The following is a 14,745-nucleotide window of genomic DNA, read 5'->3' on the forward strand; positions in this document are numbered from 1 at the left end:
TCAGCTGTGCCCGACCTCGTTGCGGGCCGCGGCGATGGCCGTCCGGGCTGCCTCCTGGACCGCCGGGTCGCTGGGGTCGGTGCCCTCGTCGTACTCCACGAACCACGACAGCTCCCTCGCGCCGGTGGCGGCGCGGCGCGCGATCACCCTGACCCCCCGGCCCCGCCCGAGCGGCACGTGGCGCTGCAGCACGATGCTCGCCGTCACGCGCTCCCGCACCAGCTCGAGCACTCGACGGGGGTCTGGCAGGACCAGCACGTGCACCGGCCGCGGCTGGCCCCACTGGCCCACCTCGCTGAGCCGGAACGTGGAGGTCTCCAGGTCCCAGTCGGCGGCCTCCACCTGCTCCCACGGCACCCGGACCGTGTCCCGGGCCGGCTCGGGGGCCACCAGGTAGACGGCGTCCCGGGTGCCTGCCAGCACCGTGCCGTCCTCGGCCTCGCACCAGGCCAGCACCCGCTCGCCCGGTGCCACGACCAGGTCTACGGGCGGCCGCTCGCGGCGCGCTGTCATCCTCATGCCCCCACCGCCTTGTCCCTCAGGTCGCGGCGGTGCTGCTCCAGCGCCACCAGCTCCCCGAACATCTTGTTGTAGTCACTGGCCTGGTCGACCGGGTTGGTGCGCTGGAGCCGCGACTTGAGCTCGGCGATCCGGCGCAGCGCCGTGAGCTCGCGCAACCGGTAGACGTGGGCGTTGACGTAGCTCTCCCCCGGCTCGCCCGAGGACCTCACCGGCTCCACGCCGAGCTCGCTGATCGCCGAGGAGATGATCGGGTTCGACACCCCGTTGCGCACCCGCGCGGCCCAGCCGGGGTCGGCGGCCCCCTGAGCCACTCCCCCGGCGGCGACGATCGCCTCCCACACGTGCCGGTACGTCGGGTGGCTGAAGTCCTCCGACGCCAGGCCCGACGCGCTGCGCCCGACCGTCTCGGGATGCTGGATCACCAGCTTGAGCGTCTCCCGCTCGATGGAGAAGCGGGGGTCCCTCAGGTCCGGCAGCTCGCGTCGGGGCGGACCGGCGGGGGCGCCGCCCTGCTCACCCCGGTGGTCCCGTCCGTCCGACCGACCTCGCTGCGGCCGAGCCGACCTGTCGTCGGGTCGGCCCCGCGCGGCGGCGCGGCGCACCTCGGTGCGGGCCTCGTCGACGTCGACGCCGATCATGGCCGAGAGCTCGCGCGCGAACGCGTCGACCTTGGACTTGTCCCGGACGCTGGCCACCAGCTTGGCCGCCTCGCGCAGGGCGTCGATCCGGCCGTCGGCCCGGTCCAGGTCGTACTTGCTGGCCACGTTGCCCAGGACGAAGCGGTACAGCGGCTGACGCCGCGCGATCAGCTCCCGCACGGCCGCGTCGCCCTGCTGGATGCGCAGGTCGCACGGGTCGAGGCCGGACGGCTCCACCGCGACGTAGGTCTGGGAGACGAAGTTCTGGTCCCCGCCGAACGCCCGCAGGGCCGCCTTCTGCCCGGCCTCGTCGCCGTCGAAGGTGAAGATGACCTCGCCACGGAACTCCTCGTGGTCGTGCAGGAACCGGCGGAGCACCCGGGCGTGGTCGTCGCCGAAGGCCGTGCCGCAGGTGGCGACGGCGGTGCCGACGCCGGCCAGGTGGGCGGCCATCACGTCGGTGTAACCCTCCACCACGACCGCCTGGGAGCTGCGCGCGATCTCGCGGCGGGCCAGGTCGAGGCCGTAGAGCACGTGGCTCTTCTTGTAGATCGGGGTCTCGGAGGTGTTGAGGTACTTGGCGTCGATCCGGTCGTCGTCGAAGATCCGACGCGCCCCGAACCCGATGGTGTCCCCGTTCGCCTCGCGGATCGGCCACAGCAGCCTGCCGCGGAAGCGGTCGTAGGCCGACCGCCCGACGGCCACCAGGCCGGCGGTGGTCATCTCCTCCTCGGTGAACCCGCGCTGGCGCAGCAGCCGGGTCAGGGCCTCGCCGTCGCGGGGGGCGAAGCCGACGCCGAACGTCTCAGCCGCGGACTGGTCGAAGCCGCGGGTGGACAGGAACTGGCGGGCCACGATGGCGTCGGGGTGGGAGAGCTGGTCGGCGTAGAACTCCTGGGCCACCTTGTGCGCCTCGATCAACCGGCTCCGCTGAGGCCCTCTGGGGCGCTGCAGCGGGGCGTCACCCTCCTCGCGCCGCAGCTGTACGCCGTACTTGTCGGCGAGCTGCTCCACCACCTCGGAGAAGCCGAGGCCGTCGATCTTCATCAGGAAGCTGATGACGTCGCCGCCCTCCTGGCAGCCGAAGCAGTGGAAGAACCCCCGTGAGGGCGTGACGTGGAAGGAGGGGGACTTCTCGTCGTGGAAGGGGCAGAGCCCCTTCAGCGCGCCGCCGCCGGCCTTGCGCAGGGTGACGTAGGAGGAGATGACCTCGTCGATGCGAGCCTTCTCGCGCACCGCTGCGATGTCGTCCTCACGGATGCGGCCTGCCACGTGCGAAGTCTACGGTGCCACCGGCAGGATCGTGCCCGCACCGATCCCGGTACCCGGAGCGGCGCGGGTTTGCCTCGCGGGGGTGCAGGGCACAGGGAGGCCATGAGCGCTTCGCAGACACCTCCCCCGGCCGGTCCCGGCCCGGGCGGGACCCACGTCGAACCCACGGTGGGGGGCTTGGTCCACGACCTCACCCAGCAGGTACCGGACCTGATCCGTTCCGAGCTGCGGCTCGCACAGGCCGAGATGACGGAGAAGGGCAAACGGGCCGGCCTCGGCATCGGCATGTTCAGCGCCGCCGGGCTGCTCGCGTTCTTCGGCCTCGCGGCCGTGATCACCGCCTGCATCGCGGCGCTCGCCCTGGTCCTGCCCACCTGGGCCTCCGCCCTGATCGTGGCGGTCGTCCTCTTCGCCGCCGCGGCGGGAGTCGGCCTGGCCGGCAAGTCCAAGGTGAGCGCGGCCACCCCGGTCAAGCCGGAGAAGGCCATGGAAGGCATCAAGGAAGACATCGACACCGTCAAGGGAGGCCACCACCGTGTCTGACCACAAGGACCCGGCCGACATCGAGGCCGATATCGAGCGACAGCGACAGGCCCTGGCCCAGACCCTCGACGAGCTGGGGACCAAGCTGGACGTGAAGCGGCAGCTCAAGGAGCGGGTGCAGCCCGTCCAGCTGGCCGCCGTGGGCGCCGTCGTGGTGGCTGTCGTGGCCATCGCATGGTGGCGGAGCCGGCGCTGATGAGCATGGAACGGCTCGACAAGCGCTCCCTGAAGTACGTCGTGAAGCGGGCGGTGCGGGAGTTCTCCCAGGACCAGTGCACCGATCTGGCCGCGGCTCTGACCTACTACGCCGTGCTCTCCATCCTGCCCGCCGCGGTCGCGCTGACCGCGATGCTTGGCGTCGTCGGCCAGGCCGAGGAATCGGTCGACACCCTGCTTGAGGTGCTGGCTCCCCTGGTCTCCGACGACATGCTGGGCAACATCGAGCCCACCCTGCGGGACCTCGCCAACTCCCAGGGCGCCGGGATCGCCCTGATCGTGGGTCTGGCCGGAGCCCTGTGGACAGCGTCCGCCTATGTCGGCGCCTTCTCCCGGGCGATGAACCGGATCTACGAGGTCGAAGAGGGTCGACCCATCTGGAAGCTCCGCCCCCAGATGCTCCTGCTGACCCTGGTGCTGCTCGTCCTGATGGCCCTGGTGCTCGTCATGCTGGTGGTCTCCGGTGGCCTGGCACGTTCGATCGGGGACGTCATCGGACTGGGCAGCACCGCGGTCACCGTGTGGAACATCGCCAAGTGGCCGGTGCTGGCGGTCGTGGTGATGGTCATCGTGGCGATGCTCTACTACTTCACCCCCAACGTGAAGCACCCCAAGATCAAATGGCTCTCGCCGGGCGCCATCGTCGCGCTGGTGACGGGAGTGATCGCCTCGGTGGGCTTCACGTTCTACGTCGCCAACTTCGCCAGCTACAACAAGACCTACGGCTCGCTCGCCGGCGTCATCGTGGCCCTGCTCTTCCTGTGGATCACCAACCTGGCGCTGCTCCTGGGCGCCGAGATCGACGCCGAGCTCGAGCGTGGGCGCGAGCTCGAGGCAGGGGTCCCTGCCGAGGTCGAGCTGCAGCTGCCGCTGCGCGACAGCCGTAACGTGGACAAGTCCGCGGACAAGGAGCAGAAGCAGATCGACGAGGGCCGCAAGATCCGTCTCGAGTCCGGCCAGGACCCGGCCCAGGACGAGGCCACCGAGACACCGACCACACAGATCTCAGACCACGACAAGGCACGGACGAAAGGTGATGTCAGATGAGGAAGTCAACTCTGCTACTGGCGATGGGGGCCGGATACGTGCTGGGCGCCAAGGCTGGTCGTGAGCGCTACGAGCAGATCCGCAGTGGGTTCAACAAGGTCCGTCAGAACCCCAAGGTCCAGGCGACCGCCCAGCAGGCGGCCGACGCGGCCAAGGACAAGGCCCCGGTGGTCAAGGAGAAGCTGACCGGCGCGGCCGGCGCGGCAGCCGAGAAGGTCAAGCCCGGGGGCCACAAGGACGAGAAGGACGGACTGGAGACCCAGCTCAACCCGGAGAACGTCGCTCTCCAGGACAACCCGTACCCCCAGGGCACGTTGCCCTGAGCGGGCAGAGGTGAGTGGCTGGCCCCTCAGCGGGCCGTGACCACTGCGGCATGACGGGAGACGGCGCTGGCGTCGGTCAGGGAAGCAACCTGGTCGATGACCACGCGCCGTCTCCCGTTGTCGTCCTCCGCCTCCTCCCAGTCCTGCGCGAAGGGCGGGTCGAGAGATTCTGGGCCGCGCTGCCACATCGCCTCGACGAGCTCGGCGAGCAGCTCGCGCTGGCGGGCCATCATCGCGACGCGGTCGTCGGCGCTCATCACGTAGTGCGCGGCGATGCCCTTGAGGACCGCGATCTCCAGCCGGGTCTGCTCCGGCACCACCAGGGTTCCTCGGTAGCGGACGAACGGGCCCGGACCCGAGTCGAAGGTCGCCTGCTGCACGCTGCCGCAGAATCGACCGATCAGGTCACTGGTGAGGTTCTTCAGAGCCGCCAGGTCACGACGCCCGTGGGCGTACGGCGTCCGGGGCCAGCTGTCCTGCGCCTGCAGGTCGTCGAGCACCCGGTCGAGCCGGTCGTCGGGCATGCCGGGCAGGTACCACTCCCGGACCGTCTCCCACAGCGCCGAGCGGTCCAGGCGCGTGAGGTCCACCCGGTCCGCCACCACGCCGTCCTCCACGTCGTGCACCGAGTACGCCACGTCGTCGGCGAGGTCCATCACCTGAGCCTCCAGGCACTGCGCGGTGCCCCGGGCCCCGGCGCGCATCCAGTCGAAGACCTCGCGGTCGTCGTCGTAGACCCCGAACTTCACCACCACCCGCGGGGTCCCGTCGCCGTGCACCCCGTGAGGTGGCTGGGCCGACGCCCGGGGCCACGGGTACTTGGTGCAGGCGTCCAGGGTGGCCCGGGTCAGGTTGAGCCCGACGCTGCGCCCCGTCGCGTCGAAGGTCTTCGCCTCGAGCCGGGTGAGCAGGCGCAGGGTCTGGGCGTTGCCCTCGAACCCCCCGCACTCCTGGCTCTGCTCGGCCAGCACCCGTTCGCCGTTGTGGCCGAACGGCGGGTGGCCGAGGTCGTGGGCCAGCGCGGCGGTCTCCACGATGTCGGGGTGACAGCCCAGGGCCCGGGCCAGGTCGCGTGCGACCTGGGCGACCTCGAGGCTGTGGGTGAGCCGGTTGCGCACGAAGTCGTCGGCCTGCGGCCCCATCACCTGCGTCTTGGCCGCCAGCCGGCGGGAGGAGGCGGCGTGCACCACGCGCGCCCGATCGCGTTCGAAGGCCATCCGCACGGGAGCGTCGACCCGCTTGGGTGGCTCGGGGACGAGGCGCTCACGCGCGGAGTCGTCGTAAAGGTGCTCCATCGTCATCGGAGGCTACCGGGTGCCCCCGACACGGGGCCCGGACAGGCTCAGTAGACCGTGACGTGCACGTGGTCGTAGTGGTTGGCCGTGGTGGAGCCGCGGTCCGACATCCCACGCCAGCCCTCGCCGCCGCGCTCGACCGACCAGATCTTCTGCGAGTAGATGAGGTACTCCACACCGAGCGCGACGTAGTTCGCCCGCACGAACTCCGCGATCTCCCACCCGCGCTCACCGCTGATCATGATGTCCACCGCCCGGCCCTGGCCGTGCTCGCCGTCGTTGCGGAAGGTGCCGTACGAGGTGACGTCCGGGAAGGCCGCGCAGACCGCCTGGTGCACCTTCGTCACGTTGGGGTCCACGCCGCTGGGCACCGAGCTGCCGTTGGTGCAGGCGCCGCCGATGCCGGCGACCGGCTTCTCGTCGTCGAGGTAGCCCGCGGTGACCCACCGGGACCTGCCGTCGAGCACGATCTCCTGGCGCTCGGCGCTCTTGCGTCCTGTCACCAGCACGCGCTCGCCTGCCTCCAGCACACCGACCTGGTCGGCGTCGGCGCTCGGCCCGGTCCAGATGTTGAGGTCCTCGGTGGCCCAGAGCCGGGTGTCGGCCTGCCGCAGTGCGATCCGAGTCGCCTTCGCCTCCTGCTCGACCTCGGTCTGCCGAGCGGCCTGACGGGCCAGGCCGGCCTTGCGGACCTCGCTCGCCTTGCGTGCGAGCCGGGCCTTGTCGGCCTTGCGGTCCTTGACCTTCTCCTTCTTCGCCGCAGCCACCCGGGCCTTGGACCGGCTGACCGACGGCGCACGCACGGGAGTGGCGTCCGCCTTCTCGACCACGGACTGGGCGAGCAGCTCGCGGTTGGGTTCCGGACTCTGGGAGATGACACCGAACGAGACCGCTGAGACGGTCGCCAGGACGGCGACCGGTGCCGCGATGAGGGCGGCTCGGGGCATGGTGCGGGCTCTGGCGTCCCGCTTGTGGCGATGATTTGCCACAGCGCTGATCCTTCGCTGATTGCTGACAGGTCGCACCCTTGCGGCAGATCGTGCTTCGGGGTGAGGTCGACGAGTCAAGCACATCCCGCGCTAGGCCGAGCCATCCGTGCCCGCTTTCTCATGGTGGGTCTCATCACCCGCCCGTGACCTCGAGGGCGTCCTCGCGCACGTGCATCCCTCGACCGTCCGCGTCGTCCAGCCACCCCTCGGGGATGACCACCCGGCTCCGCGGTGATCCCTGGCGTCCTCGCGGGGTGCCCAGGGCCGACTCCGGGAACGGCTCAGCGCCGTCGAGCTCGTCCAGCAGCCGGTCCAGCGCCGCCAAGGAGTCCACCAGGGCCAGCGAGTGGCGTAGCGAGCCGCCGGCCCGGAAGCCCTTGAGGTACCAGGTGACGTGCTTGCGGAACTCCTTGCAGCCCCGCTCCTCGCCCATGTGCCCGCAGAGCAGCTCGGCGTGGCGCCGCATCATGGTGCGCACCTCCCCCAGGCTCGGCAGCGCCGGCGACGACGGTCCGCCCGAGAAGGCAGCCGCCAGGTCGCGGAACAGCCAGGGGCGCCCCAGGCAGCCACGGCCCACCACCACGCCCGCGGCACCGGTCTCGGTGACCATGCGCACCGCGTCGCCGGCCTCCCAGATGTCGCCGTTGCCCAGCACCGGGATCGACACGTGGTCGACGAGCTCGGCGATCGAGTCCCAGTCCGCCTCACCGGAGTAGGCCTGCGCCACGGTGCGCCCGTGCAGGGCGATGGCTGCGACGCCGGTCTCCTGGGCGATGCGGCCGGCGTCGAGGTAGGTCAGGTGGTCATCGTCCAGGCCCTTGCGGGTCTTGATCGTCACGGGCACGCCGTACGGCGCGGTGGCCGCCACCGCGGCCTCGAGGATCTCCGCGAGCAGCCCACGCTTCCAGGGCAGCGCGCCGCCGCCCCCCTTGCGTGTCACCTTGGGCACGGGGCAGCCGAAGTTCAGGTCGACGTGGGCCACGCCGTACTCGGCGCACAGGATCTCCGCGGCCTTCGCCACGTACATCGGGTCGGTGCCGTAGAGCTGGACCGAGCGGACGGTCTCCCGCTCGTCGAAGACCAGCATCTTCAGGGTGGTCTCGTCGCGCTCCACCAGGCCGCGGGAGGTGATCATCTCGCAGACGTAGAGACCCGCCCCCTGCTCGGCACAGAGTCGGCGGTAGGCGGCATTGGTGATGCCCGCCATCGGGGCGAGGACCACCGGCGTGGCGACCGTGAGGCCGCCGAGCTCCAACGCTGTGGGCAGCTGCGGGACAGACATGCCCTCATTGTCGCCGGAGCTCGGCGGCCGTCGCGAATCCGGCCTCAGCAGCCCACCAGGCGCTCGGCGAACCAGCGGGTGATCCCGTCGAGGCTGATCCGCTCCTGGTGCATGGAGTCCCGCTCGCGCACCGTGACGGCGTCATCCTCGAGGGTGTCGAAGTCGATCGTCACGCAGTACGGCGTGCCGATCTCGTCCTGTCGGCGGTAGCGGCGGCCGATCGCACCGGAGTCGTCGAAGTCGACGTTCCAGTTGCGGCGCAGCTCGGCCGAGAGCGCCTTCGCCTTGGGGCTGAGGTCGCTGTTGCGGCTGAGCGGCAGGACCGCGACCTTGATCGGGGCCAGGCGCGGGTCGAGCCTGAGCACGGTGCGCTTGTCCACCCCGCCCTTGGTGTTGGGGGCCTCGTCCTCGGCGTACCCGTCGACGAGGAAGGTCATCAGGCTGCGGGAGAGCCCGGCGGCCGGCTCGATCACGTACGGCATGTAGCGCTCGCCCGCGGCCTGGTCGAAGTAGCTCAGGTCATGGCCGGAGTGCTTGGAGTGGGTGGAGAGGTCGAAGTCGGTCCGGTTGGCGATCCCCTCGAGCTCACCCCACTCGGAGCCGGCGAACCGGAACCTGTACTCGATGTCGACGGTGCGCTTGGAGTAGTGGCTCAGCTTCTCCTGCGCGTGCTCGTAGTGACGCAGGTTGTCGGGGTTGATGCCCAGGTCGGTGTACCAGCGGGTGCGCTCGTCGATCCAGTACTGGTGCCACTCCTCGTCCTCACCGGGCTTGACGAAGAACTCCATCTCCATCTGCTCGAACTCCCGGGTGCGGAAGATGAAGTTGCCAGGAGTGATCTCGTTGCGGAAGCTCTTGCCGATCTGCGCGATGCCGAACGGGGGCTTCATGCGGCTGGAGGTGACCACGTTGGCGAAGTTGAGGAAGATGCCCTGGGCGGTCTCGGGCCGCAGGTAGTGCATGCCCGACTCGTCCTCGGTGACGCCGAGGTAGGTCTTCAGCATCCCGGAGAACTGGCGCGGCTCGGTCCAGGCGCCGCGGGTGCCGCAGTTGGCACAGGCGACCTCCTTGAGGTCCACCTCGTCCGGGTCGGCGATCCCCTTCTTCTCCGCGTACGCCTCCTGCAGGTGGTCCGCGCGATAGCGCTTGTGGCAGGACTGGCACTCGGTCAGCGGGTCGTTGAAGGTGTCGACGTGACCGCTGGCCTCCCAGGTCTGGCGCGGCAGGATCACGCTGGAGTCGATGCCGACCATGTCGTCGCGGCTCTGGACCATGGACTTCCACCACTGGCGCTTGATGTTGTCCTTCAGCTCGACGCCCAGCGGTCCGTAGTCCCACGCTGACCGGGTCCCGCCGTAGATCTCCCCGCAGGGAAAGACAAAACCCCTTCGCTTGGCGAGGGAGACGACGTTGTCGACGGTTGATGCGGGCGGCTTGGCCACGGTGTTGGCTCCTGGTGCAGCACGGCCGGCTGGCTGCCGGCCTGGAACACTCAGCCTATCGACCGGCTCCGCTGCTCGTTGAGGGCGGCACCCGGGACCACGCGCTCGTAGGCACTGGGCTCGTCGATCGCACGGCTCAGCACCGGCACGGCGGTGACCTTGACGTCGTAGGACGACAGGGCCCGCCGGTAGGAGCCCACGTCCTTCCACTCCGTCGACAGCACCCACAGAGTGGGGTCGTCCACGTTGCACCCGATCGCCCCGTGCAGGTGGCCCCGCTGGCCGGCCAGGGCCTCCAGGGCAGCCTGGAGCTCGACCCGGAAGAGCTCGGCGTCGGACTGCTCGACTCGGAACCTGCTGACCACGATCACGGTCCGAGCCTAGGGCAGCCGCCGTTTTGACAATGATTCTCACTCGCTTGAGAATCATTCTCATGATTTCCACGCTGCGTACCGCCCCGGCCATCGGACTGCTGACCGCCACCGTGGCGCTCACCGGCTGCGGCGCCCTGGGGGACGACTCCGAGGGGATCACCGTGGCTGCCGGCTTTTACCCGCTGGCCTACGTCGCCGAGCAGGTGGCCGGCGACCACGCCGAGGTCGTCAACCTCACCAAGCCCGGTCAGGAGCCCCACGACAGCGAGCTGACCATCGCCAAGACCGCCGCGATCGCCGGCGCCGACCTCGTCATCGTGTCCGGGGGGTTCCAGCCTCCCGTGGAGGCCGGGATCGAGCAGAACGCGACCGGGACGGTGCTCGACGTGGCCGAGGTCCTCGACCTCGAGCCCGCAGCCGGGGCCGACGGGGCCGGACACGAGCACGGCTCGCAGGAGGGGCACGAGGGCCATGACCACGGCGACCTCGGGGACCTGGACCCGCACTTCTGGCACGACCCGCTGCTGATGGCAGACCTGGGGGACGAGGTCGCCGACGAGCTCGCCGACCTCGATCCCGAGCACGCGAGGGACTACCAGCAGAACGCCGCCGTACTGCGGGAGCGGCTCACCGAGCTGGACCAGGAGTTCGCCGACGGGCTCGCGCACTGCGAGCGGGACATCGTGGTGGTCAGCCACGACGCGTTCGGCTACCTGCGCCGGTACGGGCTGGAGTTCGAGCCCATCGCCGGGCTCTCCCCCGGCGCCGAGCCGACCCCGGCCGACCTGCAGCGCCTGCAGCGCCTGGTCCGCGACAACGGGATCACCACCGTCTTCTCGGAACGACTCGCCAGCTCGGCCATGGCCGACTCGCTGGCCGACGACCTGGGGGTGAGGACCGAGGTGCTCGACCCGATCGAGGGCCTGACCGAGGACACCGCCGACGAGGACTACGTCTCGCTCATGGAGGCCAACCTCCAGGCCCTGCGCAAGGCCAACGGATGTTGACCCCTCACCCCGACCCCTCGCCGGGCATCGCCCCCGTCGAGGCCCGCAACGTGGCGGTCAGCATCGAGGGCCGCCCAGTGATCCGCGGGGTCGACCTGCGGGTGGAGCCCGGGGAGTTCGTGGCCCTGATGGGCGCCAACGGCTCGGGCAAGTCCACCCTGGTGCGCGCACTGACCGGTCTCCGTCCGCTCGCCAGCGGGTCGGTCGCCCTGTTCGGCGAGCCGCTGGACTCGTTCTCCGCCTGGCACCGGATCGGGTTCGTGCCCCAGCGCTCGGGAGCCACCTCGGGCGTGCCGGCGTCGGTGTGGGAGCTGGTGGCCTCGGGCCGGCTCACCCGCCGCAAGCTCTTCAGGCCGCTGTCCTCGCAGGACCGACGGATCGTCTCCGACGCCCTCGAGGTCGTGGGCCTGGAGCAGCTCGCCGGAGCCGGGATCGCGACCCTGTCGGGGGGACAGCAGCAGCGGGCCCTGATCGCCCGTGCCCTGGCGGGCCAGCCGGAGCTGTTCTTCCTCGACGAGCCGACCGCCGGGGTCGACCTGCCCAACCAGGAGGCGCTCGCCGACGCTCTGCGCGTCCTCTCCGAGCGCGGCGCCACCATCATCCTGGTGGCCCACGAGCTCGGTCCGCTGGCGGAGCTGATCGACCGCAGCGTGGTGATGCGCGACGGTCGCGTCTCCTACGACGGCCCCCCGCTGGACGACCACGAGGTGCACGAGGTGCACGCCCAGCTCGGCGCGCACGGCCACCACCACCAGCCGGCCCGGCAGCACGACCACGCGCCGCACGTCGCCTCCCCCCTGGACACCGGGTCCTTCGACCGCGAGGAGCGCACGTGACCAGCGACCTGGCAGCACTCTTCTCGCTGCCCTTCATGCAACGGGCCCTCCTGGCGGCCTTCTTCACCGGGCTCGCGGCGCCGGCCGTGGGCACCTACCTGGTGCAGCGCCGCATGGCACTGATGGGCGACGGCCTGGGCCACGTCGCAGTGACCGGGGTGGCCATCGGCCTGGTCACCGGGTTCGCACCGACCTGGACCGCCGTGGCGGCCGCGGTGGTGGGAGCCGTCGCGATCGAGGTGATCCGCGAGCGCGGCAACACCAACGGCGACCTCGCCCTGGCGCTGCTCTTCTACGGCGGGCTCGCGGGCGGGATCTTCGTGGCGGGGCTCGGCGGCGAGACCACCGCGGGGCTCCAGCAGTACCTGTTCGGGTCGATCACCACGACCTCGGTCTCCGACGTCCTGGTCACCGTCGCGCTGGCCGTGGCGGTCATCGTGCTGTGCGTGGGGCTGGGCCCACAGCTGTTCGCGATCACCCAGGATCAGGAGTTCGCCCAGGTGGCGGGCCTCAACGTCCGGGCCTACAACCTGATGATCGCGGTCCTCGCAGCCGTCTCGGTGACCGTGGCGATGCGCACCGTGGGACTGCTGCTGGTCTCGGCGCTGATGGTGATCCCGGTCGCCACCGCCCAGCAGCTGACCCGGTCCTTCCGATCCACGCTGCTGATCAGCATGGGCCTGGGGGTGACGGCCTCCCTCGGCGGCCTCGTCGTGGCCGCCGTGGCGTCGTACCAGGCCGACGTTGCCCCGGGCGCGACCATCGTGCTGCTCAGCCTGCTGTGCTTCGCGCTCGCCTGGCCGGTCGGCGCGGCCCTGCGCCGGCGGGAGCGGGACCGTGTCCCCTTCCCCGAGGACCAGCCGTCCGACCACGTGCCCAGCAGCACCCACCCGCACGTCCACGGCGGGGAGTGCGGCCACCGGGCGATCGCCCACGGCGACCACGTCGACTACGTCCACGACGGGCACCGTCACGCACCCCACGGGAGTCACTATGACGAGCACTGAGCCCCCGAGCGAGGTCGGGGCGGGCCTTCGGCCCACCAGGCAGCGGACCGCGGTGACCGAGGCCCTGGCCAGCTATCGCGACTTCCGCTCCGCCCAGGAGATCCACGACCTGCTGGCGGTCAAGGGGGAGCGCGTCGGGCTGGCCACCGTCTACCGCACGCTGGCCGCGCTGGCCGAGGCGGGCGTGGTCGACATCCTGCGCAACGAGGACGGCGAGGCGATCTACCGGCGGTGCTCCACCACGCACCACCACCACCTGGTGTGCCGCTCGTGCGGCGCCACCGTCGAGGTGGAGGGGCCCGCCGTGGAGCGGTGGACCCAGTCCATCGCCGCGGCGCACGGGTACGCCGACATCAGCCACGACCTGGAGATCTTCGGCACCTGCCCCGGTTGCCGCACCACCTAGAGCGGCCTCGCACTAGGCTCGGTGCTCGTGAAGCGCGAGGTTCGACCCCCCACCCCCCACCCCTCCGGCGCCCAGCCCCCACGCCTGCCGTCGGAGCTGGTGCCCCGGCACGTCGCGATCGTGATGGACGGCAACGGACGGTGGGCCAAGGAGCGAGGGCTGCCCCGCACCCGGGGTCACGAGCAGGGCGAGTCGAGCCTGTTCGACGTGGTGGAGGGAGCGATCGAGATCGGCGTCAAGGCGATCTCGGCCTATGCCTTCTCCACCGAGAACTGGTCGCGCTCGCCCGAGGAGGTCCGCTTCCTGATGGGCTTCAACCGCGACGTGATCCGACGGCGCCGCGACGAGATGCACGAGCTGGGCGTCCGGGTCCGGTGGGGCGGCCGGGCTCCCCGCCTGTGGTCCTCGGTGATCAAGGAGCTGAAGATCGCCGAGGAGCTGACCCGGGACAACGACGTGCTGACCCTGACGATGTGCGTCAACTACGGCGGTCGCGCCGAGATCGCCGACGCGGTGCGGGCCATCGCCCGCGAGGTCGCGGAGGGCCGGATCAAGCCGGACCGCATCACCGAGAAGGTGATCGCCAAGCACCTCTACGTCCCCGAGTGGTCCGAGGCCGACCTCATCTGGCGCACCTCGGGCGAGCAGCGGTTGTCCAACTACATGACGTGGCAGTCGGCCTACAGCGAGCTCGTCTTCTCCGACGTGCTGTGGCCCGATGTCGACCGCACCCACCTGTGGGCCGCGGTCGAGGAGTACGCCCGACGCGACCGCCGCTACGGCTCGGCCTGAGGCGTGCTCTAGCGGCTCAGCGCTCGACGTACTCCAGGGAGCGGAGCCCGCGCTCCAGGTGCCAGGCCAGGTAGGCCGAGACCAGCGTGCTGGCCTCCTTGAGGTGCCGGGGGTCGGCGGTGTCGACCACCGCCCAGTCCCCCGACAGCAGCGCCCCGAGCAGCAGCAGCGTCTCTGCCGCCGGCGCCGCCGATCCCGGGACCCGGCACAGCGTGCACAGCACCCCGCCGGCGGCGGGGTTGAAGAAGCGGTGCGGGCCACCGGTGCCACACCGCACGCAGTGGTCGAACGAGGGCGCGTACCCGGCCACCGACAGCGACCGCAGCAGGTAGGAGTCGAGCACCTGGCTCGCCCTGTGCTCCCCGGCCACCATGGCGCGCAGGCCGCCCACGAGCAGCAGGAACTGCTGCACCGCCGGCTCCTTCTCCTCCATCACCAGCCGCTCCGCGGTCTCGAGCATCACGGTCCCGGCGGTGTAGCGGTCGTAGTCCAGCCCCAGCCCGGACCGGAAGGGAGAGAGGGTCTCGGCCTGGGTGATCGTGTCCAGGGAGCGCCCCTGCGCCAGCTGCAGGTCGACATGGGTGAACGGCTCCAGCCGGGAGCCCCAGCGCGAGGTGGTACGCCGTACGCCCTTGGCGACCGCGCGGACCCGGCCGTGGTGGCGGGTCAGGAGGGTGATGATGCGGTCGGCCTCACCCAGCTTGTGGGTGCGCAGCACGACCGCCTCGTCGCGGTAGAGGGACACCGCACCATT

17 protein-coding genes are annotated in these 14,745 nt (G+C 70.9%); 9 read left to right on the forward strand and 8 right to left on the reverse strand.

From position 1 onward, the window contains the following. Positions 1–519 carry a hypothetical protein gene (locus C0R66_RS11645; protein WP_158648016.1) on the reverse strand — a complete coding sequence of 173 codons (519 nt, stop codon included), beginning with the start codon at positions 517–519 and terminating at the stop codon, positions 1–3. Beyond that, on the reverse strand, positions 516–2,432 hold the full coding sequence (dnaG, locus tag C0R66_RS11650; RefSeq protein WP_101524826.1) for a DNA primase: 1,917 nt from the start codon (positions 2,430–2,432) through the stop codon (positions 516–518). The genes C0R66_RS11645 and dnaG overlap by 4 nt, the downstream gene beginning before the upstream one ends. A gap of 168 nt (positions 2,433–2,600) precedes the next feature. Here dnaG and C0R66_RS11655 point away from each other — a divergent pair, with 168 nt between their 5' ends. The 4 genes from C0R66_RS11655 to C0R66_RS11670 are packed head-to-tail and all read left to right on the forward strand — an operon-like array spanning position 2,601 to position 4,561. After that, entirely contained in the window at positions 2,601–2,975 is a 375-nt protein-coding gene (locus C0R66_RS11655; protein WP_240311573.1) for a phage holin family protein, read from the forward strand. Continuing rightward, on the forward strand, positions 2,968–3,171 hold the full coding sequence (locus C0R66_RS11660; protein WP_101524828.1) for a DUF3618 domain-containing protein: 204 nt from the start codon (positions 2,968–2,970) through the stop codon (positions 3,169–3,171). Before C0R66_RS11655 ends, C0R66_RS11660 begins: the two co-directional genes overlap by 8 nt. Then, positions 3,171–4,238: a YihY/virulence factor BrkB family protein gene (locus tag C0R66_RS11665; protein WP_199286654.1), complete on the forward strand. Its 1,068-nt coding sequence runs from the start codon at positions 3,171–3,173 to the stop codon at positions 4,236–4,238. The genes C0R66_RS11660 and C0R66_RS11665 overlap by 1 nt, the downstream gene beginning before the upstream one ends. Beyond that, positions 4,235–4,561 (forward strand): YtxH domain-containing protein, encoded by a 327-nt coding sequence (locus C0R66_RS11670; protein ID WP_158648017.1) that lies wholly within the window; start codon positions 4,235–4,237, stop codon positions 4,559–4,561. The genes C0R66_RS11665 and C0R66_RS11670 overlap by 4 nt, the downstream gene beginning before the upstream one ends. Before the next feature lie 26 nt (positions 4,562–4,587). Here C0R66_RS11670 and C0R66_RS11675 read toward each other — a convergent pair whose 3' ends face one another. The 5 genes from C0R66_RS11675 to C0R66_RS11700 form a co-directional block, all read right to left on the reverse strand. Then, positions 4,588–5,856, reverse strand: a complete 1,269-nt coding sequence (locus C0R66_RS11675) for a deoxyguanosinetriphosphate triphosphohydrolase (RefSeq protein WP_101524831.1) — start codon at positions 5,854–5,856, stop codon at positions 4,588–4,590. A gap of 47 nt (positions 5,857–5,903) precedes the next feature. Continuing rightward, positions 5,904–6,845 carry a VldE C-terminal domain-containing protein gene (locus C0R66_RS18705; protein WP_158648018.1) on the reverse strand — a complete coding sequence of 314 codons (942 nt, stop codon included), beginning with the start codon at positions 6,843–6,845 and terminating at the stop codon, positions 5,904–5,906. Between the two features lie 133 nt (positions 6,846–6,978). After that, the gene (dusB, locus tag C0R66_RS11690; protein ID WP_101524834.1) at positions 6,979–8,127 is read right to left on the reverse strand and encodes a tRNA dihydrouridine synthase DusB; all 1,149 of its coding nucleotides are present in this window, start codon (positions 8,125–8,127) and stop codon (positions 6,979–6,981) included. 44 nt (positions 8,128–8,171) lie between these two features. After that, positions 8,172–9,569: a glycine--tRNA ligase gene (locus C0R66_RS11695; protein WP_101524835.1), complete on the reverse strand. Its 1,398-nt coding sequence runs from the start codon at positions 9,567–9,569 to the stop codon at positions 8,172–8,174. 50 nt (positions 9,570–9,619) lie between these two features. Continuing rightward, complete coding sequence (locus tag C0R66_RS11700; protein WP_101524836.1) at positions 9,620–9,940, reverse strand: antibiotic biosynthesis monooxygenase family protein; 321 nt, start codon at positions 9,938–9,940, stop codon at positions 9,620–9,622. Between the two features lie 62 nt (positions 9,941–10,002). Here C0R66_RS11700 and C0R66_RS11705 point away from each other — a divergent pair, with 62 nt between their 5' ends. The 5 genes from C0R66_RS11705 to C0R66_RS11725 are packed head-to-tail and all read left to right on the forward strand — an operon-like array spanning position 10,003 to position 13,991. Beyond that, positions 10,003–10,950, forward strand: coding sequence for a metal ABC transporter substrate-binding protein (locus C0R66_RS11705; protein WP_101524837.1), 948 nt, complete (start codon positions 10,003–10,005; stop codon positions 10,948–10,950). After that, positions 10,944–11,786, forward strand: coding sequence for a metal ABC transporter ATP-binding protein (locus tag C0R66_RS11710; protein WP_101524838.1), 843 nt, complete (start codon positions 10,944–10,946; stop codon positions 11,784–11,786). Before C0R66_RS11705 ends, C0R66_RS11710 begins: the two co-directional genes overlap by 7 nt. Next, positions 11,783–12,793 carry a metal ABC transporter permease gene (locus tag C0R66_RS11715; protein WP_338418191.1) on the forward strand — a complete coding sequence of 337 codons (1,011 nt, stop codon included), beginning with the start codon at positions 11,783–11,785 and terminating at the stop codon, positions 12,791–12,793. Before C0R66_RS11710 ends, C0R66_RS11715 begins: the two co-directional genes overlap by 4 nt. Then, positions 12,780–13,199 (forward strand): Fur family transcriptional regulator, encoded by a 420-nt coding sequence (locus C0R66_RS11720; RefSeq protein ID WP_101524839.1) that lies wholly within the window; start codon positions 12,780–12,782, stop codon positions 13,197–13,199. Before C0R66_RS11715 ends, C0R66_RS11720 begins: the two co-directional genes overlap by 14 nt. A 27-nt stretch (positions 13,200–13,226) precedes the next feature. Further along, complete coding sequence (locus C0R66_RS11725; protein ID WP_101526215.1) at positions 13,227–13,991, forward strand: isoprenyl transferase; 765 nt, start codon at positions 13,227–13,229, stop codon at positions 13,989–13,991. A 16-nt stretch (positions 13,992–14,007) separates the two neighbouring features. On the opposite strand, the gene recO is transcribed toward C0R66_RS11725, so the two are convergent. After that, positions 14,008–14,736 (reverse strand): DNA repair protein RecO, encoded by a 729-nt coding sequence (recO, locus tag C0R66_RS11730; RefSeq protein WP_101524840.1) that lies wholly within the window; start codon positions 14,734–14,736, stop codon positions 14,008–14,010. Positions 14,737–14,745 lie beyond the last annotated feature (9 nt).

The sequence above is a fragment of the Nocardioides houyundeii genome (assembly GCF_002865585.1).
Lineage (GTDB): Bacteria > Actinomycetota > Actinomycetes > Propionibacteriales > Nocardioidaceae > Nocardioides > Nocardioides houyundeii.